We start from the raw sequence: 22,688 nt of genomic DNA, 5'->3' as shown, positions 1-22,688 counted from the left end.
CCTATGGCGTGCGTTTCACCAGTTCGGCCACCATCGCGGCCGTCCAGGTGAAATGACCGCCGCCAAGGCCCTCGCCCGAGATCGGATCGTAATATTCGGCAAAGCCGCTTTCCTCGATCAGGGCCAGGCTGTCGGCCTCGACCTTGGCCGCGGCTTCGACGAGATTGCAGCGCCGGAGGCCGTCGGCGACCAGCATGTTGACGATGATCCAGATCGGGCCGCGCCAATAGCGCCTGGGCTCGAAGCGCCGGTCGCCGGGATCGTGGCTGGCAATGCCGTAGCGCGTGCGCCTGCGCCAAGCCGCGATGCGTTCGGCGATGGCCCTCTGGCGCGCTTCATCGCCGAGCCCGGCGAAGACGGGCAACAGACCGCCGATCGATGGGCTGTCGATCAAGTGGCCCGAGACACGGTCGAGACAGAGATATTGACCGAAGCGCTCACTCCACAACCGCTCGAAGGCCGCCCTCGCCTTGGCGACACGGGCGCGGGCGCGGGCGGCGATCTCCGGCTCGCCCAGGGTCTGCGCAAGATCGGCAAGATCGCTGTCGGAGCGGACCAGAATGGCGTTGAAGCCGGGGTCGACCATGCGAAAGGGCGAGGCCTCATGCAGCCTTGCATTGTCCCAGCCGAGGCCGCGAAAGCGCTGCAGCAGCCAGAGGAAGCGATCGTAATCGGCCTTGTGCGGGCGCTGGGCAGCATCGACGTGCCGGGTGTCGCGCCGCTCATAGGGCTCCACCCCGTCGGTCGGCACCCGCATCATCGCCTCATCCCAGTCGACAGAATTGTCGCGTCCGGATTCCCAGGGATGGATGATGGCGACGAGGCCACTGCCCTCGGGGTCGCGGCAGGCATAGAACCAGTGATGCCAGGCATCCGCCTTGGCCAGCAACCCATGCGCCTTGCGACGGGCGAGTTCCTTGTCGCCGGCCTCGTCATGCAGGCGCTTCATCACATAGGCCAGCACCGGCGGCTGGGTGATGCCCGATGTCGGCACAGGGCGGCCGGTACGCCAGACGGAGGGACCGGGAAAATAGCCATCGTCGTCGACGTGGAAGACGATGTGCGGCACCATGCCATCAGGCCATTGATGGGCAAGCAGGGTCTCGACCTCCTGCCAGGCTCTGGCCTCGTCGAGATGACGCAGCCCCAGTGCCGTCAAGCAGGAATCCCAGTTCCACTGGAAGGGATAGAGCCCCTTGGTGGGGATGGTGTAGGCGCCGCGATCATTCTCGCGCAGCACGGCGGCGGCCCGTTCGAAGGCAGCGGCACGGTCAAGTCGGGTCATGGAAGGCTCCCAGTATGGTCGAATTTGGAGAGGAAGGGCCCTAGAGCACAGCTGCAGAGGTCTCGACGTCGAACCAGCGCACGCTGTCCGGGCGCGGCGCCAGGGTAAGCGCCTCGCCGGGGCGGACCTTGAACTCGTTCTCCAGCACGGCGCGGAAGAGGTGGCCGCCGACATCGAGCGAGACGAGCTGGTGCGGGCCGAGCGGCTCCACCACCCTGACCCGTCCCGTCAGCCCCTCGCCGCTCGGCGTCAGTTCCTCGGGCCGGATGGCGAATTCGATCGGGCGGGACGTCGCGGGCGCCGGCAGCTTCAGGCCGGCAACGTCGGCCGTTGCGCCGGCCACCGTCGCCGGCAGGAAGTTCATCGGCGGATTGCCGATGAAACCGCCGACGAAGCGGGTGGCCGGGTAGGCATAGACTTCCGTCGCCGGCGCCGCCTGCACGATCCGGCCCTGATGCATCACGGCGATGCGGTCGGCCAGGCTCATCGCCTCGACCTGGTCGTGAGTGACATAGATCGTGGTGGTGCGGCTTTCCTGCAGGATGCCCTTGAGCTCAGCCCGCATTTCGAGCCGAAGCAGGGCATCGAGATTGGAGAGCGGTTCGTCCATCAGAAGGACGGCCGGCTCCACTGCCAGGGCGCGGGCCACGGCGACGCGCTGGCGCTGGCCGCCGGAGAGCTGGCCCGAATAGCGCTGCAGGAGTTGCTCGATATGCATCAGCCCGGCCGTGCGCTTCACACGCTGCTCGATTTCCTGATTCAACATTTTCTTCATCCGCAGGCCGAAGGCGATATTCTCGAACACGGTCATGTGCGGGAATACCGCGTAGTTCTGGAAGACCATGGCGATGCCGCGGTCGCGCGGCGGCAGTCCGTCGACCCGCCTGCCGCCGATATGGACCTCACCGGCACTCGCCCTCTCCAGCCCGGCGACGATGCGCAGCAGCGTGGTCTTGCCGCAGCCCGAAGCCCCGAGCAGCACCAGGAACTCCTGGTCCCGGATGGTCAGGTCGAGCGTGTGCAGTGCCGTATAGGAACCGAAACTCTTGCGCACGCCCCGGATCTCGATGTCGGCCATGGGAGCCCCTCAGCGATTGGCGATGCCCCAGAGCGAAAACAGATATTTCCGCACCAGGAACAGGAAGATCAGGGCCGGGATGATCAGCACGAAGGCGCCGGCAAATTTCAACGGCAGCGGCGAGACATCCAGGCTGGTGAGCAGGAAGGCCGTCAGGGTCTGGTTCTGCACGGTGAGCACGGAGGCCGCGAACACCTCGTTCCAGGAGGTGACGAAGGCGAACACGCCGGAGGCCGAGATGCCGGGCAGCGCCAAGGGCGCCACGATCCTGACGAAAGCCTGGGCCCGGTTGCAGCCGAGCGTCCAGGCGGCCTCCTCCAGCTCCACGGGAATGCTGACGAAGAGCGAGGAGGTGATCAGAATGGCGAAGGGCAGCGCCAGCACGGTGTGGATCAGCGCCAGGCCAAGCAGCGTGTCGTCGAGGCCGGTACGCAGATAGAACACCGCCAGCGGCAGCGCGAGTAGCGGCAGAGGAAAGGCGCGCGTCATCAGCACGAGGATGCGGAAGGCGCCCTTGCCCTTGAAGCGGAAGCGGGCCAGGGCATAGCCGGCCGGCGCACCGATCACGATGGAGAGCACCATGGTCAGCCCCGCGACCAGCAGCGAATTCACCAGGGCCCTGGTGACGCCGGCATAGTTCCAGAAGAAGGCGAGGCTGGTGAGATCGAAGGCCGGCCAGAAGCGCTTGGGCCAGCCCGTCACCGCCGCAGGCGCATTGAAGGCGTCCACCGCCAGCAGATAGATCGGCACCAGCACCCAGGCGCACAGGACGATCGCGGCGACGCGCAGGCCCCAGCGTGCCGGGGCGGCGGCGCCCGTATCATCTTGGGTCACGGCGGCCTCGCTCATGGCGCCGTCTCCTTTTTCTCCCCCAGCGCCCACAGGAAGAACACGGTGAGGGCGATCGAGATCGCCAGGATCACCATGGCGTAGGCAGCGGCGCCCGCGCGGTCCTGCAGGGTGAATTGCCAGCCATAGGTCTCGCCCATCAGCACCGGAAGGTTGGTGCCGGCCAGCACCAGCACGATGGCGAAGACCTCGAAGGCGAGGATGGTGCGCAGGATCAACGCGGTCTGCAGACTGGGGCGCAGCAGCGGCAAGGTGATCCTGACGAAACGCTTCCAAGGCCCGGCGCCGAACACCTCTGCCGCCTCGTAATATTCGCGCGGAATGAGCGACATGCCGGCCACCAGGATGACCAGCACCACCGCCGTCGCCCGCCAGAGTTCGGCCAGCACGATGGCGGCAAAAAGCAGGACGATGTTCTGATAGCCTAGCAGGAGCTGGGGACCGCCGATCAGCCCGAGGGCATGACGGGCGCTGTTGAGAAAGCCGTTCTGCTCAAGGATGGCCAGCCAGATCAGCCCGGCGGCGAGATCGGAGATACCGAGCGGGATGGTGAAGACATAGAGGGCGAGATCGCGCCCCTTGCCGAGATTCATCACCAAGGCCGCCATGGCCAGAGCTAGCGCGATCTGCAGCGGCACCACGATTGCCGTCAGCACCACCGTGTTGCGCAAGGCCGGCCAGAACTTCCAGTCGCTCATGATCGAGCGGAAATTGCCGGTCGAGATCTGGCCATATTGCATAAAGGCCTCCACCGCGACCTGGCTGAACGGCAGCAGGAAGAAGGCGACCAGGAAGAGCGTCGCGGGGGCGAGCAGCAGATAGGGTAGAATGCGGACATTACTCACGGCTCGGTCCCCCTAGAGCAAAACGCGTTCAAGTGTGAACGCCTATTTGCCCTAACTCTTTGCTTCGACGCGTCTTTGCGATTCCAGGTGACTCCCTCAAATCACAAAACGCTATGGCTATTCGACCTTGCAAGGTCCCTCGCTCTTGGGATCGGGCGCCCAGCAAGGCGCCTTCTTCTCGTCGAGGATGGCCTGCAGGGCCTGCGCCTGCTGGTCGAGCACATCGCGCACCGGCTGGGCGCCGAGCACGATGCGCTGGAAGGTATCGGAGAAGACCTTGTTGTAGCGTCCCCCCGCATCGCCGATGCCGATCGGCAGCAGCACGGGCAGGGAGTCCGTCGCCGCATTCTGCGCGGCCACCACCGGCCCGAGGATCTTGGCGCTGGCCGGCACGTCGTCGGGCAACTTGACGTCGACCACCGGGAAGAAGCCGGTCGCCTTCACCATGGCGATCTCCGTCTCGGGCTTGAGCATATAGGCGACCAGCGCCTTGGCATCTTCGGGCGCATTCGAGGTCCTGGGCACGGCGATACCGGTGATCACCGGCATGTTGGCGCGGCCCTTCGGCCCGGCCGGCACCGGAAAGACCACGAAATCGTCGGGTTTCTGGTTGAGCGCATCCTTCAGCCGGGCGACATGGTCCCAGGCCACCCAGACCTCGCCATTCAGCAGGGGCTCCTGCATGAAGGCATAGGAGGTTGAAGCTGGCGTCACCGCCGCATGCCAGAAGTCACGGAAGTCGTTCCACATCTTCTCGGCTTCCGGCGACCTGAACTTCACCACCGCCGCGCCGGTGAAGGAGGGCAGGAGATAGCCCTGGAAGAAACGGTGCGACAGCCCCTTCGGACCGGCCGGAAAGCCGATCTTGGGACCACCGGAGGCCTGCGCCATCGCCCTGCCCCAGGCATAGAACTGCTCATAGGTGATCTTCTGCAGGTCGGTGCCCTCAGGCAGATATTGCAGCGCCTGCTTGCTGGCGATCATCACATAGGTCGCCTGCATCCAGGGAATGTATTTCTGCTCGGCCGTGCCGAGCTTGCCGAAGCTCATATAACTTTCGGCGACGGTGCCGGCGGGCACCACGCCTTCGAGATTGACGAGGCCGTCGGGAATGCTGGCAAGCTCGCCATGCAGGCCGCCCAGCACGGTAATGGCGCCCGACCCGGCCTGCAGCTCGGCCTGGATACGCGTGATGAACGGGCCGGCTTCCTGAGCCGAATAGGTGACCGGCTTGCCGAAGCCGGTGAGCACGCCGTCGCGAATGGCCTGCGATTCCTCCACGGGCGTGGCCTGGGTCGACCAGAACAGCAGATTCTGTGCGATCGCCACGGTGGGCATGGCCAGTGCTCCAACCAGAACGGCGCCTGACAAAAGCCTTTTCATCGATCCGCTCATGCTTCCCTCCCCTTGTGCATGGTCTTTCCTCCTCGCGCGAGGCCTCTGCGGGTCCCGGCTCGGCCCCGCCGCTCAGTCGACGGGCGCGGGGCCATGGCTGGCCCGAAGCTCCAGCTTCGGTTCCAGCAGCAGGGTCCTGATGCCGGCTTCGCCCAGCTCTATCCGTGCCACCACCATGTCGCCGGCGATGCGGCCGCTCTCCCGGATGTTCTGGTCGAAGGTGGTGAGTGGCGGATTGGCGTAGGCAGCCATCGGCACATTGTCGAAGCCGACGACCGACAGGTCTTCCGGTACGCGCAGGCCGAGTTCGCGGGCGACATCGAGCACGGCGAAGGCGAGCTGGTCGGTCAATGCGATCACCGCCGTCGGCCGGGGATCGAGCGAAAGCAGGGCGCGCGCCTCGTCATGCGCACCGTCGCGATCATTGGGAGCCACCTTGGCGACATGATCAGGCCGCAGCGGCAGACCGAGCTCGTTCAGGGCCCCCTCCAGGCCGAGGCTGCGGAAATGGGCAAAGGTATAGGCGACATCGGGCATGAGCAGAGCGAAGCGCCGGTGGCCAAGGGAGACCAGCCGGCGCGCCAGGCCATCCAACGCCTTCTCGCCATCGGTATCGAGCCAGGAATAAGGACCTGGTGCCTCGATCAACCGGCCATGGGCGACAAAGGGAATGCGCCGTGCGATGAGCACGCGCGCCCGGGCATCGTCGACGGTCAGGCGATTGATGACGAGGCCGTCGGCCTGCGAACCGTCTACCATGTGGCGCAACAATTGCAGCTCGTCACGGCTCTGAGAGCTGGCGGCCAGGAAGAGATCACGTCCAAGTTCGGCAAGGCTGTCGGCCAGGCCGAGGAGAAACTCGCCGACGAAGGCATCGGTGATCTGTCCCGCCGGCTGCGGCAGCATCATGCCGATGGCATTGGAGCGCCCCGAGACCAGCATGCGCCCGGCGCGGCTGGCGACATAGCCATGCTCACGCGCAGCCTGAACCACGCGTTCACGGGTCTTTTCGGAAACGTCGGAATAGCCGCCGAGGGCGCGCGAAACCGTCGGCACCGACAGGCCGAGCACCCTGGCGAGCTCCTTGAGCCCAATTGCACGCGACGTTTCGCTCACTATTTTTTCTCATCAAAAACGTTTTGAGTAAGATCCAAAACGTTTTGGAAAATGTCAAGCGATGCTGTGTTGGGAATGGCGGAGGTGCCTACCCACGGGCTCTCTTCCGGGCAGAGCCAGCCCAGGAGGCATTTGGGCGGGCAACTGGCATGCGTCCTCGTATTGGTAACCCAGGTCACTTGGGCGAACCCGACGCCGATGCTATGGACGGAGGATCTGGTGGAAAGGGCGGTGGCGGCAACCTATGAGCATCGCAGGCGAGCATAGGCCAGATTCATTGCCGCCGGTCGTCGGGCCGGTGGGCATCGGCGGCTGGCTCGTTCTGCCCTTGCTGGATATCGTCATCACGCCGTTCTATTCGGTCTATGAAGTCTATTCCATGCTGACCGGCTGGGACCTGCTCGGCCCCAATGTCGGTGGTGCGGTGGACGGGCGCTTCGAGGCCGCCCGGCTGCCGCTTCTCGCTTACGCCTTCACATCGGTCGCCAGGGGCGCTCTTGCCGCCTATTGCCTCTCTCTGATGCTGAAACGCTCACCCCAGACGCCGAGATGGATGATCATCTATTACGCGATGGAATTCATGTTCGGTTTCCTGGATTTCTTTATCAATCGAGCCCTGGAAGGCATCCTCCAGCAGGCCGGTTCCCAGGATTATTGGATCCTGGCCTTCAACATCGCCATCTGCCTGATCTGGATCGCCTATTTCCGGCGCTCCCGGCGGGTGGCCAACACGTTCCGATCGCAGCAGGCGGAGGCCGACAGGCACCTTGGGGAGATATTCTCGTGAGGCGGGAACGATTGCCCCCGCCACCTGCGTTTTCAATCCGAGCCATTGCGCCAAAAGCCAACCGTGCCCAAGCGACTACCGGCAGGGCTTATCTGAGCTGAGGAGAAACCATGTCGATGAAGCAACGTCCTTACTGGCCCATCCTGCTGGCGCCCTGGCTCCTGTCCGCGGTGGCAGCCCAGGCTCAGGAAGCCCCTCCGGCCGGCGAGCAGCGCTGCCGCGACTTCATCGCCAATCTCGCCAAACTGGACGTTCCCCTTCCCAAGATCGGCAAGGTCAGCGCCAAATCCAATGGCGGCTGCCTCTATACCGACAGCGTTCTCGAACAGGGCCATGTCCGCTGGAGCATCGACACCATCGATCTCGACAGGATCGAACCCGATCCGGCCGGAGCGGACAAGATGCCGCTCGCCATGCGCATCTCGCTCAGCGGCATACGCGTGTCGGGGGCCGTGGCAGGCGACCCGGTTTTTTCCTATGTGCAGCAGCTGACGGCACCACCGATGGCCCTGTCGCTCGACTATGAACGCGATGTGCCCAAGGATGCCCTCAAGGTCAACGCCCTCACCTTCAACACCTCGCATGGCGCCCTCTCTCTTTCCGTCGAGCTTGCCCGGATCGAGCCCATGCTGAAGAGCTGGTCGCCGCAAGATGTGGTCATGCGGACAGCGCTGAAATCGCTGGAATTCAACCTGCATGACGAGGACGGCGAGATCCAGAGGCTGGTCGCCATGCCACTCGCGCTCTCCCTGCTCAAGGGCTCACCGGACCCGGCGGCCCGCCTCGCCGAACTCAAGCAACAGGGCGCGACCTGGATGCGGCTCACGCTCAGCCTGCTCGGGGTGCCGAAGGAAAGCACCGAGGAAACGATCGCCGCCATGATGGAGCTGCCCAAGGCCACCAAGCCGTTTTATCTTGGCATCAAGCTGCCGCAGCCGGTGGGCGTCGAGGACCTCTTCCGCGCCATGGTCGGCGGCGTATCGCCCGGGACCCTGTTCCCGGACGGATCGATCACCGCGACCTATGGGAAGTAGGGAGCGGCAGGCTTTTTTCCGGTAGAGGCTGAGGCCCATCTCGGCCTGGGAAGGTTCACTGTAGCCCCGCAAGAAAAAACGCGGAAAGCCTTCTCCACGAAGTGGGGAAGGCCCGACGCGTTTCATTCTGCGCCCCTCACGCCACCGCGAAGGGCTCGTCTTCCAGGAAGCGCTTCAGGACGTTCCAGGTGATCCTGGAGACGTTGTTGTCGTAGTTGTTGTGGCTGAGCGAGCCGCACCAGGCGATCGACGAGGTCGCGAACAGCGCGCCGCCTGACGGCGTCTCGCCGAAGGCAAGATCGGCATGCACGCGCGGATTGGTGTCGCCGCCGATATTGGGCGGCACCACGCCGAACTCCTCGTTGACCAGCAGCATCATTGGCGAATGATCGACCGAGGAAGCCAGCCGCAGCATGTTGGGCGGCGAGCCGAGATCCGTGGCCAGGCAATCGAGCTCGATGCCCGCCGCTCCGCCGCCGATCAGGCCGAAATCGCCGATGATCTCGTCCGGCACCCCCTCGAAGATGAAGGCCGCGCGGGGATTGTCGGCGTCGGGCGCGCGGCGATAGGGGCTGGAGACGTCGAAGCCCTGCGCGATGAAGCCGACGCCGCAGATTACGTTAGGCGCCCGGCCGATGCGACGCCACAGACCGCCATATTCGCCGTTGAAGGACTGGTAGTATTCGCCCGGCTCGGCGATCCAGGTGCGGATGCCATCCTCGGCCCGGCGCAGCTCGATCACGCCCGGCAGGGTCTGGTGATAGGCGATGCGCCAGTACCAGCCATTGCCGCCCATATACATCAGCCGGCCGCCACGATCGATCCAGGCCTTCATCGCATCCCACATCCTGGTGGAATGATATTCGGGATGCGTGCCGGTGATCACCACCTGGTAGTCCCGCAGCAGTTCGTAGCCGTCCTCGTGCAGGTCCTCGTCGGTGATGACGTCGTAGTCGACGCCCCGATGGTCGAGCCAGTCATAGAGATGGGTATCGGCATTGTACTGGTAGAGGGCAGAGCCATGCCCTCCGAGCCAGGAGTGGTAACGCGGCGAGAAATTGAGCACGGGTCTGAGGCGGCTCGAATAGTGCACGCCCGAGCCATCGGCATGGCAGTCATAGAGCGAGCCGCCGAGCTCGGGATGCTCGTAGAGATAGACGTCGGAATGGCCGAAGGTGAGGAGGCGGTTCATGGCGAGTTCGGCGCCGCGCGCGGTGATGTGCTCGCCATGATTGGCATAGGCCATGTAGGAGGCCGTGGGGGCCAGCATGGCGAGTTTTGGGCGCGAACCCAGGGGCCGTGAACCTTGGGCACACCGGCGCGGCGGGCGCACGAAGAAGGCGATGTAGTTTTCGCGCGTCACCGTCTCGTCGCTGTCGCCGCAGGTGACGTGCAGCGCATAGGGGCCGCTCTTCAGCTCTTCGGGAATGACGAGGCTGACGGAGGTCTCCCAACCCGCATCGTAGAGATCGTCGTGATGGAAGTGGATGGCACCATAATGCTCGGACTTGCGGTTGAAGTCATGCTCCTCGCCGGTCCAGTTCCACCCCTTCATGCCGCGGGTCGGCAGATGGAAGAGCTCGCCGTGATGATGCGAGGGCCCGATATCGACAGCCTTGGTCGAGCCGATCTCGCGGGCAAAATCCCATTGCGCGATGACCTTGGCCTCCAGAGCCGCCGGCTGGGGCGACAGCAGCAGTGCCTGATGTTCCTCGGGGGCATGGAAACCGGCCAAGAGAACGGGCCCGTCGATCTTGCCGTCGAAATGCTCGGCCACCGTGCCGTCGGCCTGATGGCAGCCGGCCAGCAGGAAGGGCGCCTCGACGGGGGGGAGCGGCACCTTCAGGCTGGCTTCCTCAAAGCCTGTATCGAAAACATGGGCATAGGGCTTCACCGGGCGCTGGGAGAGCATGATGCGGCCGGTAACAGGCTCGAAGGCGACAGCGACGGCATACCATTGGCGCACCAGCATGCCGTCGCGCAGGGCGAATTCGGCCTGCCGGCCCGGACCATCACCCACGATGACGGCGAGGCGGCCACCTTCCTTCATCTGGATACGAAAACCGCGTTGCGTGACCGGGTCCCATTGCGCCGCGATGGTCTGCGGCCCGCGGGACGGCAGGGTCGGCCAGAGCATGGCGAAGAAGGTGAACGGGGCGCTCCCAAGTGCCGGCACGCCGTCCGCCTGCATGTAGGAACCGGCATCGATGCGCTGGGGCTGGCCTGGGTGGCGCCCGTCGATGGCGGTCGGCACATGCGGAAACTTCAAGCCCGGTCCCTCGGGATTGCAATCGCCATGCCGCACGCGCACCAGCCGGGCTTCGAAGTCGTGCCCTTCCTCGAGCGAGATCTTGAAGGCGATGGTCTCGCCCGGGGCGACTGAATAGCGGTCGGGATAGCCGGTGATTTTCAGCATGGCGTGGGCTCTCGGATGGCTTTGTTATCGTGTTGGGGCGCAAGAGCCTTCTCCCCTTGCGGGAGAAGGGAAACGCGCCTCAGTCCCGGAACGGCAGGTTGATGCTCTCACCGGTGAGCAGGCGCCAGCGCCGGCGGAAGATCTCCCATTCCGCCTCTTCGCGGCTGGTGAAGACAGGCTCGTCCTCGTAAACGATCGGATCGCGCCGGTCCGGCGGCATCGTGGCGAGCACCCATTCCTGGAAGGGCTTGCGGCAGAACAGGATCACCTGGCTGCCCGAAGGGTCCTGGCGCATGATGTGCAGCATGCGCTGCAGGCCGGGGCTGTGGCGCCCGATCGGGCAGCGGCGGAATTCCTCGATATACTGACGGTCCGCGTGGGGATCGATCTTGTAGACCATGGCACTGCCTTCACGGGCAAAAGTGTTTTGCGATTTGATTGAATCACGTCAAATCGCAAAGACGCGTCGGACCAAAGAGCGAGAGCAAAGAGCATTCACACCTGAACGCGCTTTGCTCCTGATGGAACGGCCGAAGCGGCCGGCGCGAGCACGAAGGCCCCGAGATCGTGCATATCGGAGAAGACGATGTCGGCGCCTGCAGGCGCATTGCCGCCGACGGTATGGAAGGCGGTGACGAGGCCCGCAGCCTTGGCCGAGGCGAAACCCGTATGGCTGTCTTCGACGCCGAGAACATGAGCCGGCAAAGCTCCAAGTCTCCGGCATGCCGTCGCATAGGGTTCGGGATCGGGCTTGCCCTTGGCGACATCATCGAGGCTGATCGAGAAGTCGATGAAAGGCAGGATGCCGAGCCCGGCGAGATTGGCATCGACCACGCGGCGGCTCGAATTGGAGACGCAGGCCTGCCGGATACCGGCGGCAGCGAAGCGGCGCACGAGATCGAGCACGCCCGGCAAGGGTTTCAGCGTGTGGGCACGGGCGATGTAATAGTCGACGATTGACGTGCCCCAGCTTTCTTCCGTGACCCCGGCCGGCATGCGGCTCTCCAGCATGCGCCAGACATCGCCCATATGGATGCCGCGGAAACGGTCGTCATGCAGGTCCGACATGTCGATGCCGAGATCGTGGCTGATGGCGTTGAGCGCCTCCTGGTGCAGCGGCTCGCTGTCCACCAGCGTGCCGTCGATGTCCCAGGCGATGGCCTCGATTCTCATACATCCTCCTCACGAAGCCGGCGATAGAGGCCTCGGAAGGCCCGGTACCCCGCTTCATAGACTGCCTTGTTCTGCGCATTCGGCTCGATCCGGTCGCGCAGGCTGATGAAACGCGAGACTTCAGGCCATTCCGAGGCAAGCCCCGCCCCGATGGCCGCCGTCCAGGCCGCGCCGAGGCAGGAACCGGGATGGCCGTTGAGACGCTGCAGGGGGACCTGCAGCACGTCGGCGACGATCTGCATCCAGATCGCGCTGTTCGAACCGCCATCCGAAACCAGGTAATTGGTGGTGGCGTGCCCCATGTCGTTCAAAGTCTCGACATGATGGCGGATAGCGTAGGCATAGGCCTCGAGCAAGGCACGCCAGAGATGGGGAAGGCCGGTCGCCAGGCTGAGGCCTGAAAAGGCGCCGCGGATGACGGGGTCGTGGATCGGCGTCTTCTCGCCGAGGAAATAGGGCAGCACGGCAACGCCTTCGGCCCCGGCCGGAATGTTGGCAGCGAGCCGGTCGAGATGCTGGTGCAGGCTGAGGCCCTCCCGGGCAGCCGCCTCGCGCTCTCCGCCCGCGAAGGTTGCCGCAAACCAGTTGAGCCCGGAACCGCCGGTCGCCATGCAGCCATTGGGCACGTAAAGCCCCGGCACCAGATGGTAGTCGAGATACATGCGCGGATCCGGCGTCACCTTGTCGGAGGCGATCAGCACGTCCGCCGAGCCGCCGAACTTCAGGAGCACGTCGCCGGGCGCCACCACGCCGGCGCACAGGGCGGAGGCGATATGGTCGGCCGCCCCGCCCACCACGGGCGTTCCGGCGTTGAGGCCGGTGGCTGCCGCCGCCTCCTGCGTCACCGAGCCGAGAATCTGGTGGGATAGCCTGCGCGGCGGCACGGCGCTGCGCGGGATATGCGCGAGCGCTACCAGGTCATCGGCGATGTCCTGGGTGGAAAGATCGGTGAAGCCGGCTTCGAGCGCCCAGTTCTGCTCGACCGCCCTCACCCCGGTCAGGCGCCAATTGATATAGTCGTAGGAGCCGAACACGGTGGCGATGCGCGCAAAGCCATCCGGCTCGTGTTTCTCGAGCCAGCGCAGCTTGGCCGTCACCAATTGCTGGTTGATGCCGTTGCCGGCCCGGGCCAGGAAGGCGTCCTCCGCGATCTCCGCGGCAAGCTCGGCAACCTCCTCCCCGCAGCGCCCGTCGCTCTGCTGGATGCTCGGGCGGATCAGATTGCCATCCCCGTCCAGCAGCACCACGGCCGGGAGCATGCCGGTGACGCCGACGGCATGGATCTCGTCAGGCGCGATGCCGCTCGTGGCAATCAACTCGCGGGTGATGGCACAGGCATTCTCCCACCACTGGTTCGGATCCTCCTCCGCCCAGCCGGCATGAGGCGAGCGCAGCGTTACGGGACGGGAGGTGAGGCCGAGCACATCGCCGGGCAAGCGGATCAGGATGCCGATGGTGGAGGTCGTGCCAATGTCGAGGCCGAGGACGCAGGGCATGGAAAAACCTTGAGCGCGGACATCTCAGCGACATGCTTGCATGTCGCGGTGTCCGCTCTTGGAGACGATTCATTTGCAAAACGGGTAGATTCGGCGGTTGAGGCCCGCATCTACCCGTTTTGCTAGAGTGGCGGTGCAAGAGCGGGCATCGCGACACGCATGCATGTCGCTGCGAAGTCCGCGCTCCCAGGGATCACGCCAGCGGCGCCACCTTGTCCATGAAGCGCTTCACCCGTGCCGGATCGACGGCGTTCCAGGTATTGCCGTCGATCTTGAAATGGGTGCCGATGATCACGCCGGAGGCCACCGACAAAACGTCGGCGACATTGTCGATGTTGACGCCGGTATTGGCGAAGACAGGGACATCCTTGACCGTCTCGGCCACCTTCTTCAGGTCCGCTGCGGCAGCCGGCTGGCCGGTGAGCGGGCCGGAGACCAGGATGGCGTCGGCAAGAGAGGAGAACACGGCGCTGCGGGCGCGCAGCTCGATCGGCCGGCTATCCAGCGAGGAGGCGAATTCGGCATTGATGTTGTAGAGCAGCTTGAGGTCCGGACGGCCGACTTCGCGGCGCAGCTTGTGGGCATCGGCGGCGTTGGGCTGCCACAATCCCATGTCGGAGGCGAACAGACCGGTGAAGATCTCGCGGGCGAAGGAGGCACCGGTCGCCCCTGCGATCGCCACCGAGGCGGTGGGGTCCCACAGATAGTTCACGCCGAACGGCACCTTGAGCAGCGGCTTGAGCGCGGTGACGATCGCCGTCATCGCCGCCGCGGATTCGATCGGAGCCTTGAAGCGATAGGGCCGGTCATTCTCATTGCCGAACATGACGGCATGCACGCCATTGTCCTGCAGGTTCTCGATATCCCTTGCGGCATCGTCGATGAGCTTGTTCACGCCGCCCTTCGCATCGAAGAGCGGGGCGCCGGGCAGCGCGCCGATATGCACCATCGCGATCACGGCCTTGCGGCGGGGGCCGAGGAAGTCGAAAACCATCGATAACTCCTGTCGAAACTTAAGGTTCTGAGAAAGCCGGCGCCTCCTGCCCGGCGACAACGACCTGGACACCGGCCCGATCGAGGGGCTCGGCGAGGTGTTCGGGCAAGGCGGCGTCGGTGACGAGGACGTGGATCTGCCCGTAAGGGCCGACCTGCACGAGGGAGCGGTGGTCGAACTTGGAAGAATCGCACAGCACCACCACCTGGCGGGAGCGCTCCATGAAGGCGCGCTTGATCTCGGCATCTTCGAGCGTGTAGTCGAAAATACCCTGCGCCGTGATGCCGGAGACACCCAGGAAAACGGCGTCGAGCCACAAGGTCGAGAGCTGCGAGCTCGCCATCGGCCCGCATACGGAAAACTCGTGCGGACGGATCAGCCCACCGAGGGCGTAGACCGGGCTCTTGCCATTGGCCAGCAGCCCTGCCGTGCGCAGATTGCTGCAGAATAACCTGAGCCCGGGCCGGTCGAGCAGTTCGCGGGCGAAGCGATGGGTGGTACTGCCGGTGTCGATGCCGATAGTCTGCCCTGGCTGCACGAAGCTTGCTGCCGCGCGCGCGATCTTCTCCTTGGCATCGGCCTGGCGCCGTCCGCGGACCTCGAAGGCGGGTTCCTCGGCGTCGAACGCCGTCTCGGGTGCCCGCGCCGTCGCCCCGCCATGGTCCCTGCTGATCAACCCGCTTTCGGCAAGGCGGTCGAGGTCGCGCCTGATCGTCATTTCCGAAACCTGAAGCTCCGCCGCCGCATCGGATACGTTGATGTAGCGGCGCTGGCCGATCATCTGGATCAGCCTGTCGCGCCGCGCCGTTGCCGGGATCCGGGAAGCATTCGTCATCACGGGCGTCATCTGCATTCTCTTCGCCATGTTCAGCTGCATTCAGATTGCCCTTGTAGCGCCCACAAAGGCAGCATGCACTATGACGAAATCGAACATATTCGATCACAAGATGTAACATCTTCGATCAGGTAGCAAGCCCCATCTGCACAAAGCGCAGGAATTTTCCGCCGATAAGCACAGACCCAACCGGCAAGGCTCACATAGGAGCGCGCGGCCACACCAAGGCTGCCTCACCGCCAGGGTAACCCGCCAAAACTTGTCCACAAGGGAGGGTTTCGACCATCTGGTGATTATTTGCGCTCAATCACCGCCCAAAATGACGGACAGCATCCCGCGGCGACTCGACGTTCGCGCCTCTCCTCCGTTTTCATGGCAATCGGCATTCATGATGCCAACATTTACACTTGTGCGATAACGCTCGATTGTGTTTCAATATGTTCGAAATCTACTCAGAAGCGGGAACATGTCGATGCAGGACCTGGCCGGAAAACGGGCAATCGTAACGGGCGGCGCCTCCGGCATCGGTGCGGCGATCGCCCGCCACCTGGCCGGCCTGGGCGTCAGGATCGCCGTGGCCGATCTCGACGGGAAGCGGGCGTCGGAGCTGGCGTCCAGCCTGGGCACCGATCATCGCGGCATCGCCATCGACGTGCGCAAGCGCGCTTCGGTCGAGGCGGCCTTCTCGGCAGTCGCACAGGATTGGGACGGCTATGACCTCCTGATCGGCAATGCCGGTGTCTCCACCATGAACAAGGTGGTCGATCTCACCGACGAGGAATGGGACTTCAATTTCGACGTCAACATTCGCGGCATCTTCCTGACCAACCAGACCGCCGTGCGCCATTTCCTCGAAGCGGGCCGCAAGGGCACGATCGTCAATACAGCCTCATTAGCCGGCAAGGTCGGCGCGCCGCTGCTGGCGCATTATTCGGCCAGTAAATTTGCCGTCGTCGGCTGGACCCAGGCGATCGCCCGCGAGATGGCGCCGCACGGCATCCGAGTCAACTGCGTCTGCCCCGGCTTCGTGCGCACCTCGATGCAGGAGCGCGAGATCGAGTGGGAGGCCAAGCTCCGGGGCATCACGGCAGAGGCCGTGGCGGCGGACTATATCGCGCAGACCCCGCTCGGGCGCATCGAGACGCCGGAGGACATCGCGCCTCTCGTCGCCTTCCTCGCCTCGGAAGGCGCCGCCTTCATGACCGGTCAGGCCGTGAACGTTACCGGCGGCGTCTATATGGGCTGAGGCCGTCACAGCGCGAAATGCAGCAACTCAGAGAGAATCAAGCCGGCGGCCCCTTTTAGCGCCGCCCGGTCTTCGAGGTCCCCCATGACGAGTTGGATATCGTTGCCAGGGCGCCATGGCACGAGGTCACGCACATGAGCGGTGATCGCCGCCAGCAGGGCCGCGCCGGCACCGACGACATCGCCATGCAGCACGAAGAAATTCGGTGCCATGGTCTGCTGCAGATTGGCGATGCCGATGGCGATGTTGCGGGCATAGAGATCGAGGAGGCCGGCTGCCGCACCGCCATTCTCCGCCGCCAGCGCGGCGAGGCTGCGCGAATCCAGGGTATCGGGCGAGGGAAGATGGCGTTGCCGGGCCTGTCCGCGCAGCCAGCCCACAGTGGCGATCGTCTCCCAGCACCCCCTGCGTCCGCAGCGGCAAGTCGTGCCATCCACCTGGACGAAGGTGTGGCCGAGCTCCCCGCCGGCCCCCGCCGGCCCGCGATAGAGATGGCCGTCCAGGAAGATGGCGCCGCCCAGCACGTCCCCAGTATAGATCACCGCGAAATTGCGCTTGCCACGCCCGATGCCGAACCAGCGATCGCCGACCAGGAGGGCTCTGGGATGATGATCGACGCGCACCGGCAGGCCGAATCGGCGCGCCAGAGTGGGACCGAGGGGAAAGCCGTCCAGCAGAGGCGCCAGATTGACCGCGACGATCGTGCCGGTATCGGTGTCGATCATGCCGCCTGCCGCCACGCCGATGCCGAGCGGCGCACGATGGGCAAGATCGAGGACCTGCCCGACGCAATCGAACACGATGTCGATCAGGGGCTCCACCGTCGCGGGATCCTCAGGGAAGGGGGCCCGGACTTCCGCCGCGATGGTGCCGTCCAGCGACACCAGGCAGCAATGCACGCCGTCATGCATGAGCAAGACCGCGCAGATCGGGGCGGCGTCCTCGGAAAACCAGATCGGTCGCGCCGGCTTGCCACCGCCCTCCTTCGAGGGCAGAGGCTCGCCTTCCACCAGCATACCCTGGTCGATCAGGGGTTGGATGATGCCGGTGATGGTGGCGCGGTTGACCCCGACATGCCTGGCCAGGTCGGCACGACTGGTCGGGCCGAGATCGAACAGGACCTGGAGGACGCGGCCGCGATTGGCGAGGCCGATGGAGGTCGAGGAAATCAAGCCCTGCCGCCGGGTCTCGAGGCGAGGCGTATCGTCGAACAAGTCGTTCAGCGCGGCCAGGCCGCCGCGTTCGCCATCGGACGAAAACCTATCTTCGGACGCCATGGCCGCCAGTCCCGAACTGAAATGCCTGCGAGGACCGACGGTCGTTGCAGGAAAACGAATTGCTCGCCCAGTCTTAGTGCCAGCGCGCCGGAATGTCCCCCATGGTTTCCCGCGCATCCCGCCCATAATCGCAAGGCTTCGTCTTGACGATATAGTTAGTTTGTGTGAGCATCAAACATATTAGAGAAACCGGCGGGATACAACCGGTCATTATGAGGGGCATTCGTCCAGGTGCTCCCAACTGGTCAGCGTTCAAGCAATCAACCGAGGCGGCAGGGCCATTGGCCTGACCCGACCTCGCAACAACAAGAACTGCACCACCAGACCGACATCAGAGGAGAGAACGAGCATGGTTACGACACCTGAGATCTCGCGCCGCGCCTTGCTTCGCAGCACGGCTGCCTTTGCAGGCGCCGCCGCCCTGGGCCTGAATTCCGGGCGCGCCTCCGCACAGGGCAAGACCTTGCGGGTGCTGCTGGCGGGCGACCCCTTCTACTATGCCATCCAGGGCCTCGCCGATCAGTTCAAGCAGGAGACCGGCATCGAGCTACAGATCGAAAGTATCTCGCTGGAAGCCCTGCAGGCCCGCCTCACTTCTTCCTTCATCTCCAACCAGCCCGACGCCGACGTCATCTCCGTCGACCAGATGTGGCTCGGCCAATATCTGGAAAGCCGCTGGATCCTGCCGCTCAACGATTTCATCAAGGCGGACAAGGACACCGACATCAAGGATTTCGTGCCTGAGGTGCTCTACTCCATGAACACCTGGCGCGGGCAGGTCGGCACGCTGCCGGTGGCGACCTATGGCCAGTGCGTGCTCTATCGCAAGGACTTCGTCGAGTCCGCCGGCGTGAAGATCCCCGAGGACGGCTCCTGGAGCTGGAGCGACTATCTCGACATCGTCAAGAAGCTCAACGGCAAGGAGTTCGACGGCAAGAAGATGGCGGGCACCGTGCTCGCCGGCCAGCAGCCCGCGCCCATCGTGCACATGTATACCCAGCTCGCCGCGAGCTCCGGCGTGCGCTGGTTCAAGCAGTTCCCCACCGGCCAGTGGGACTTCACGCCCACCATCAACACGCCGGAGAATGTCGAGGCGCTCAAGCTCTTCCTCGAGCTCTACAAGAACTCCCCGCCCGAGGCGATCGGCTACAATTGGTTCGACGCCGGCATGCGCTTCGCCAAGGGCGATGTCGGCATGTTCTATTGGTGGACGCCTTATTCCTATCTCTGCCGCAAGGACGGCTACATGTCCGGCAAGGATTCGGTGGTGGCCGACAAGCTCGGCATCACCCGCCTGCCCCGCTCCCCCGGCAAGGACCAGGTGGTCTCGATCGGCGGCCACAGCCTCGGCATTCCCTCCAACACTGCTAACAAGGACGGGGCCTGGAAGTTCATCAAATGGGCGACCTCGGCCAAGACGCAGAAGGCCATGGCGCTCTATACCAAATATGGCCACCAGTTCTCGGACTTCGCTCGCCCCTCGCTCTACGAGGATGCCGACCTGTTGAAGATCTATCCCTATCTGCCCGCCCAGATCGCCGATCTCAAGCGTGGCAACGGCAAGATCGTGCGACCGCCCTGCCCTGTCTACACCACGCTCGAGGGCATTTACGGTCTCAACCTCAACAAGGTGCTGTCGGGCGACACCGCGCCGGATGCCGCGCTGAAGGATACCGAATCCTTCTTCTCCAACATCCTGACCGGCAATTTCCTCATCCCCTACAAGCAACCCACCTATGACGATACACTCGACGCGACCAAGGCCTTGATCGCCTCGCTCGCGTGAGGGTGGGCACGGCCCGCCGGGTCTCCCACCGCGCGGGCCGTGCCGCACTTCACCCTCCCCTGGAGGGGGAGGGTCGGACGAAGTCCGGGGTGGGGTGACAGCTCAACCGCCTCGAAATTTCACCCCACCCCGACGCTATCGCGTCGACCCTCCCCCTCCAGGGGAGGGTGAAGAGGGGACACGCCCATGACCATCGCCGAAACATCAGCCATCCCGGCCCGGCCGAAGCGCCGGGTGCCGGCCTTTCTGCCCTATCTGTTGATCAGCCCCTCGATCATCCTGCTGCTGGCCCTGATCGCCTTCCCGCTGCTCTTCGCGCTCAAGAACAGCTTCTATTTCTGGAACCTGCAGATGAGCCCGGTGCCGATGGGCTATATCGGCGGCGGCAATTACGAGATGGCGTTCTCGAACTCCTTCTTCCTGGGCGCCTTGTGGAACACACTGCTGCTCACTTTGGTGGGCACCGCCATCGAATTCTGCCTGGGCCTGGCCATCGCCCTCCTGCTGGTGAAGAAGCTGCCCGGGCTCAATCTCGCCCGCGCCTTGCTGATCATGCCGACCACCATCGCTCCGATCGTGGTCGGCTTCCTCTTCCGCTACATGTACGATCCCAATGGCGGCCTGATCCCCTGGATGCTGTCCTCGGCCGGCATTCCCTTGCCGGCGCAAGGCCTGCTCGGCTCCGGCAGCACGGCGCTCTGGGCCATCCTGTTCGCCGACATCTGGCAGTGGACGCCGTTCTTCGCCATCGTGCTCTATGCCGGCCTGCTCTCGGTGCCGCCCGACATCATCGAGGCCGCCCGCCTCGACAAGACCTCGGCCTGGGCGATGCTGATGCGCATCAAGCTGCCGCTGATCCGCAAGACGGCGCTGATCGTGGTGATGCTGCGCTTCATGCAGTTGTTCAACACCTTCGACCTGGTGCTGGTGCTGACCAAGGGAGGACCGGGATCCTCCACCCGAACGCTGGGCTACAGCCTCTATCAGCAGGGCCTCGTCGACTTCAACATCGGACTGTCCAGCGCCATGACCTGGATGATGGTCATCATCGTCAATGCCATCATCGGCCTGTTCGTCTTCTTTGCCTTCAAAGACCTGGACTGAGGAGCCGACCATGCGCAAGGGCAAGAAACTGGCCGGTACCGCGGTAAGCTATGCGCTCACTTTGCTGCTGCTCGCCTTCTTCATCGGCCCGATCCTGTGGTTCGCCTTGCTGGCGATCCGCCCGTCCGACACCTTTTTCACCATGCCGCCGGTGCTGGCCTTCAAGCCGGACTGGACCTCGCTGCACTACACGTTCGGCAATCCCGGGAACAACCTGCCCCAGCTCGTCAACAGCCTGATCGTCGCCATCGGCGCGGTGCTGCTCAACCTGCCCTTCTCCCTGCCGGCGGCCTATGCGCTGTCGCGTTTCCGCATCCGCGGCCGCAAGAACATCATGCTCTGGTATCTCGGCCTCTTGATGGCGCCGCCCGTGGCCTTCCTGATCCCCTATTCGATCCTGGCAAGCTCGGTGGGCCTCAAGGGCAGCTATTTCTCCATGATCCTGATCATGCAGACGCTGACCATCCCCTTCTCGATCTGGCTGATGAAGAGTTTCATCGACGAGGTGCCGGTCGAGATCGAGGAAGCCGCGCGCGTCGACGGCGCCAAGACGCCGGCCATCGTGCTCAAGATCGTGCTGCCGCTGGTGCGGCCCGGCATCATCGTCACCTCGATGTTCGCTTTCGTCTTCGCCTGGAACAACGCCGCCTTTCCTCTGGTGCTGGCCAACCGGGCGACCGCGACCCTGCCGGTCGGCACGCTGCAATATTTCGGCACGGCCGGCGTGACCTGGGGCTTCATCGGCGCCGCCGCCCTCGCCGCCATGCTGCCGCCGATGATCATCTTCCTGGCGCTCGACCGCTATGTCGTGCGCGGGCTCACCTTTGGTTCCGTTAAAGGATGAATTGTTGATGTCTAGCCAGAAATCCGCCCGCTTCGGTGTCGTCGGCGCCGGCCTGTGGGGCTCCTTCCACTGCAAGACGCTGAACGCCATTCCTGGCGCCGAGCTCGCAGCGGTGTGCGATCTCAATCCGGAGCGCGGCGCGGAAATGCAGCGCCAGTTCGGGGCGAAGAAAGTCTATCAGGACTTTCGTGCTCTCATCGCCGATCCCGATGTCGAGGCGGTGACAGTGGCCACGCCAGACTTCGCCCATGCCGAAATCGTGCTGGCGGCCATCGAGGCCGGCAAGCATGTCATGAGCGAAAAGCCATTGGCGACCACCCTCGCCGAGGCCGAGCGCATCGCCGAAGCCGCCGCCAGGAGCGGGGTCAAGGTGATGGTGGACTTCCACAACCGCGTCAACCCGGCCGTCCACACGGCGAAGGAAACAATCGCCCAGGGTGAGATCGGCAAGCCGCTGCATGCCTCGGCTCGACTCTCCAACACCGTCTTCGTGCCCTTCGAGCTCTTGTCCTGGGCAAGCCGTTCCTCCGCTTTGTGGTTCCTGGGCAGCCATGCGGTCGATGCACTCTGCTTCATGCTGGATGCCGATGTCGTCAAGGTTCAGGCGATGGTGCGCCGCGGCCATCTCGCCGCCCACGGCGTCGACACCGCCGACGTCCATATCTCGCTGCTGGAATTCGACAATGGTGCCATCGCCACGTTGGAGAACAGCTGGGTGCTGCCATCGGACCTACCACTGGTCTTCGACTTCCGGGCCGAAATCGTCGGCGAAAAGGGCTCGCTGCAGCTCGATACGGCCCAGAACGGCGCCTTCCGCAAATATGCCGGCGCCGGCCTCAAGACCGCCGACCTGCTCGGCGTGACGCCTGCCGCTGGCGGGCGCATCGGCGGCTTCGTGATGGAGGCCATCGCCCGCTTCGTCGATGCCGTCACCACCGACTCCCTCGTGCTGGCCGATGCGACGGACGGTCTCAAGGTTACGCGCGTGCTCGCGGCCATCGAGCAGGCCGCCGCCAGCGGCAACGCCGTGACGTTGGCGAAGGGCTGAGGAAATACCCTCCCCTGGAGGGGGAGGGTCGACACGCAGTGTCGGGGTGGGGTGATTTTACGGCTGAAGTACATGGTGGC

Annotated in this window: 20 protein-coding genes; 7 read left to right on the top strand and 13 right to left on the bottom strand. The window is 64.4% G+C overall.

The annotated features are described in order from the left end of the window. Position 1: 1 nt before the first annotated feature. The 6 genes from AB4037_RS07985 to AB4037_RS07960 all read right to left on the bottom strand — a co-directional run bounded on the left by AB4037_RS07985 (position 2) and on the right by AB4037_RS07960 (position 6,568). A complete protein-coding gene (locus tag AB4037_RS07985; RefSeq protein WP_441771130.1) occupies positions 2-1,285 on the bottom strand; it encodes an MGH1-like glycoside hydrolase domain-containing protein in 1,284 nt (427 codons plus the stop codon). A 40-nt stretch (positions 1,286-1,325) separates the two neighbouring features. Beyond that, on the bottom strand, positions 1,326-2,363 hold the full coding sequence (locus AB4037_RS07980; RefSeq protein WP_441771129.1) for an ABC transporter ATP-binding protein: 1,038 nt from the start codon (positions 2,361-2,363) through the stop codon (positions 1,326-1,328). 9 nt (positions 2,364-2,372) lie between these two features. Then, complete coding sequence (locus AB4037_RS07975; RefSeq protein ID WP_434958372.1) at positions 2,373-3,212, bottom strand: carbohydrate ABC transporter permease; 840 nt, start codon at positions 3,210-3,212, stop codon at positions 2,373-2,375. Next, complete coding sequence (locus AB4037_RS07970) at positions 3,209-4,057, bottom strand: carbohydrate ABC transporter permease (RefSeq protein ID WP_441771128.1); 849 nt, start codon at positions 4,055-4,057, stop codon at positions 3,209-3,211. Before AB4037_RS07970 ends, AB4037_RS07975 begins: the two co-directional genes overlap by 4 nt. Before the next feature lie 117 nt (positions 4,058-4,174). After that, the gene (locus AB4037_RS07965) at positions 4,175-5,452 is read right to left on the bottom strand and encodes an ABC transporter substrate-binding protein (RefSeq protein ID WP_441771127.1); all 1,278 of its coding nucleotides are present in this window, start codon (positions 5,450-5,452) and stop codon (positions 4,175-4,177) included. Positions 5,453-5,524: 72 nt separating this feature from the next. Next, entirely contained in the window at positions 5,525-6,568 is a 1,044-nt protein-coding gene (locus tag AB4037_RS07960; RefSeq protein ID WP_441771126.1) for a LacI family DNA-binding transcriptional regulator, read from the bottom strand. Positions 6,569-6,812: 244 nt separating this feature from the next. On the opposite strand from AB4037_RS07960, the gene AB4037_RS07955 reads away from it, so the two are divergent. Both AB4037_RS07955 and AB4037_RS07950 read left to right on the top strand, forming a co-directional pair. Then, positions 6,813-7,355: a DUF2569 family protein gene (locus tag AB4037_RS07955; RefSeq protein ID WP_441771125.1), complete on the top strand. Its 543-nt coding sequence runs from the start codon at positions 6,813-6,815 to the stop codon at positions 7,353-7,355. Between the two features lie 110 nt (positions 7,356-7,465). Then, complete coding sequence (locus AB4037_RS07950; protein WP_441771124.1) at positions 7,466-8,389, top strand: hypothetical protein; 924 nt, start codon at positions 7,466-7,468, stop codon at positions 8,387-8,389. 136 nt (positions 8,390-8,525) lie between these two features. On the opposite strand, the gene AB4037_RS07945 is transcribed toward AB4037_RS07950, so the two are convergent. The 6 genes from AB4037_RS07945 to AB4037_RS07920 all read right to left on the bottom strand — a co-directional run bounded on the left by AB4037_RS07945 (position 8,526) and on the right by AB4037_RS07920 (position 15,321). Further along, complete coding sequence (locus AB4037_RS07945; RefSeq protein WP_441771123.1) at positions 8,526-10,805, bottom strand: N,N-dimethylformamidase beta subunit family domain-containing protein; 2,280 nt, start codon at positions 10,803-10,805, stop codon at positions 8,526-8,528. Between the two features lie 79 nt (positions 10,806-10,884). Beyond that, the gene (locus AB4037_RS07940; RefSeq protein WP_441771122.1) at positions 10,885-11,205 is read right to left on the bottom strand and encodes a hypothetical protein; all 321 of its coding nucleotides are present in this window, start codon (positions 11,203-11,205) and stop codon (positions 10,885-10,887) included. Positions 11,206-11,300: 95 nt separating this feature from the next. Further along, on the bottom strand, positions 11,301-11,978 hold the full coding sequence (locus AB4037_RS07935; RefSeq protein WP_441771121.1) for an HAD family hydrolase: 678 nt from the start codon (positions 11,976-11,978) through the stop codon (positions 11,301-11,303). Beyond that, positions 11,975-13,474, bottom strand: coding sequence for an FGGY-family carbohydrate kinase (locus tag AB4037_RS07930; protein ID WP_441771120.1), 1,500 nt, complete (start codon positions 13,472-13,474; stop codon positions 11,975-11,977). The genes AB4037_RS07935 and AB4037_RS07930 overlap by 4 nt, the downstream gene beginning before the upstream one ends. Before the next feature lie 193 nt (positions 13,475-13,667). Next, complete coding sequence (locus tag AB4037_RS07925) at positions 13,668-14,468, bottom strand: BtpA/SgcQ family protein (RefSeq protein WP_434958381.1); 801 nt, start codon at positions 14,466-14,468, stop codon at positions 13,668-13,670. 19 nt (positions 14,469-14,487) lie between these two features. Then, positions 14,488-15,321 carry a DeoR/GlpR family DNA-binding transcription regulator gene (locus tag AB4037_RS07920; protein ID WP_434958382.1) on the bottom strand — a complete coding sequence of 278 codons (834 nt, stop codon included), beginning with the start codon at positions 15,319-15,321 and terminating at the stop codon, positions 14,488-14,490. A 448-nt stretch (positions 15,322-15,769) separates the two neighbouring features. Here AB4037_RS07920 and AB4037_RS07915 point away from each other — a divergent pair, with 448 nt between their 5' ends. Then, complete coding sequence (locus tag AB4037_RS07915) at positions 15,770-16,549, top strand: SDR family NAD(P)-dependent oxidoreductase (RefSeq protein WP_434958383.1); 780 nt, start codon at positions 15,770-15,772, stop codon at positions 16,547-16,549. A gap of 5 nt (positions 16,550-16,554) precedes the next feature. Here the strand turns inward: AB4037_RS07915 and AB4037_RS07910 are convergent, their stop codons facing one another. Then, a complete protein-coding gene (locus AB4037_RS07910; RefSeq protein ID WP_441771119.1) occupies positions 16,555-17,826 on the bottom strand; it encodes an ROK family protein in 1,272 nt (423 codons plus the stop codon). Positions 17,827-18,175: 349 nt separating this feature from the next. On the opposite strand from AB4037_RS07910, the gene AB4037_RS07905 reads away from it, so the two are divergent. The 4 genes from AB4037_RS07905 to AB4037_RS07890 all read left to right on the top strand — a co-directional run bounded on the left by AB4037_RS07905 (position 18,176) and on the right by AB4037_RS07890 (position 22,608). Further along, positions 18,176-19,612 carry an extracellular solute-binding protein gene (locus AB4037_RS07905; protein ID WP_434958385.1) on the top strand — a complete coding sequence of 479 codons (1,437 nt, stop codon included), beginning with the start codon at positions 18,176-18,178 and terminating at the stop codon, positions 19,610-19,612. Positions 19,613-19,798: 186 nt separating this feature from the next. Continuing rightward, positions 19,799-20,716 (top strand): carbohydrate ABC transporter permease, encoded by a 918-nt coding sequence (locus tag AB4037_RS07900; protein ID WP_441771118.1) that lies wholly within the window; start codon positions 19,799-19,801, stop codon positions 20,714-20,716. Positions 20,717-20,726: 10 nt separating this feature from the next. Next, the gene (locus AB4037_RS07895) at positions 20,727-21,560 is read left to right on the top strand and encodes a carbohydrate ABC transporter permease (protein WP_434958387.1); all 834 of its coding nucleotides are present in this window, start codon (positions 20,727-20,729) and stop codon (positions 21,558-21,560) included. Between the two features lie 7 nt (positions 21,561-21,567). Continuing rightward, a complete protein-coding gene (locus tag AB4037_RS07890) occupies positions 21,568-22,608 on the top strand; it encodes a Gfo/Idh/MocA family protein (RefSeq protein WP_441771117.1) in 1,041 nt (346 codons plus the stop codon). The last annotated feature ends 80 nt before the right edge of the window (positions 22,609-22,688 follow it).

Source organism: Labrys sp. KB_33_2 (assembly GCF_052114505.1).
Taxonomy (GTDB): domain Bacteria; phylum Pseudomonadota; class Alphaproteobacteria; order Rhizobiales; family Labraceae; genus Labrys.
This window is presented reverse-complemented; position numbering and strand designations above follow the sequence as displayed.

Bases quoted from the DNA above. Each gene is read 5' to 3' on its own strand.
- AB4037_RS07985 (WP_441771130.1), bottom strand. From the start codon at position 1,285: ATGACCCGACTTGACCGTGCCGCTGCCTTCGAACGGGCCGCCGCCGTG.
- AB4037_RS07980 (WP_441771129.1), bottom strand. From the start codon at position 2,363: ATGGCCGACATCGAGATCCGGGGCGTGCGCAAGAGTTTCGGTTCCTAT.
- AB4037_RS07975 (WP_434958372.1), bottom strand. From the start codon at position 3,212: ATGAGCGAGGCCGCCGTGACCCAAGATGATACGGGCGCCGCCGCCCCG.
- AB4037_RS07965 (WP_441771127.1), bottom strand. From the start codon at position 5,452: ATGAGCGGATCGATGAAAAGGCTTTTGTCAGGCGCCGTTCTGGTTGGA.
- AB4037_RS07955 (WP_441771125.1), top strand. From the start codon at position 6,813: ATGAGCATCGCAGGCGAGCATAGGCCAGATTCATTGCCGCCGGTCGTC.
- AB4037_RS07950 (WP_441771124.1), top strand. From the start codon at position 7,466: ATGTCGATGAAGCAACGTCCTTACTGGCCCATCCTGCTGGCGCCCTGG.
- AB4037_RS07945 (WP_441771123.1), bottom strand. From the start codon at position 10,805: ATGCTGAAAATCACCGGCTATCCCGACCGCTATTCAGTCGCCCCGGGC.
- AB4037_RS07940 (WP_441771122.1), bottom strand. From the start codon at position 11,205: ATGGTCTACAAGATCGATCCCCACGCGGACCGTCAGTATATCGAGGAA.
- AB4037_RS07935 (WP_441771121.1), bottom strand. From the start codon at position 11,978: ATGAGAATCGAGGCCATCGCCTGGGACATCGACGGCACGCTGGTGGAC.
- AB4037_RS07930 (WP_441771120.1), bottom strand. From the start codon at position 13,474: ATGCCCTGCGTCCTCGGCCTCGACATTGGCACGACCTCCACCATCGGC.
- AB4037_RS07925 (WP_434958381.1), bottom strand. From the start codon at position 14,468: ATGGTTTTCGACTTCCTCGGCCCCCGCCGCAAGGCCGTGATCGCGATG.
- AB4037_RS07920 (WP_434958382.1), bottom strand. From the start codon at position 15,321: ATGCAGATGACGCCCGTGATGACGAATGCTTCCCGGATCCCGGCAACG.
- AB4037_RS07915 (WP_434958383.1), top strand. From the start codon at position 15,770: ATGTCGATGCAGGACCTGGCCGGAAAACGGGCAATCGTAACGGGCGGC.
- AB4037_RS07910 (WP_441771119.1), bottom strand. From the start codon at position 17,826: ATGGCGTCCGAAGATAGGTTTTCGTCCGATGGCGAACGCGGCGGCCTG.
- AB4037_RS07905 (WP_434958385.1), top strand. From the start codon at position 18,176: ATGGTTACGACACCTGAGATCTCGCGCCGCGCCTTGCTTCGCAGCACG.
- AB4037_RS07900 (WP_441771118.1), top strand. From the start codon at position 19,799: ATGACCATCGCCGAAACATCAGCCATCCCGGCCCGGCCGAAGCGCCGG.
- AB4037_RS07895 (WP_434958387.1), top strand. From the start codon at position 20,727: ATGCGCAAGGGCAAGAAACTGGCCGGTACCGCGGTAAGCTATGCGCTC.
- AB4037_RS07890 (WP_441771117.1), top strand. From the start codon at position 21,568: ATGTCTAGCCAGAAATCCGCCCGCTTCGGTGTCGTCGGCGCCGGCCTG.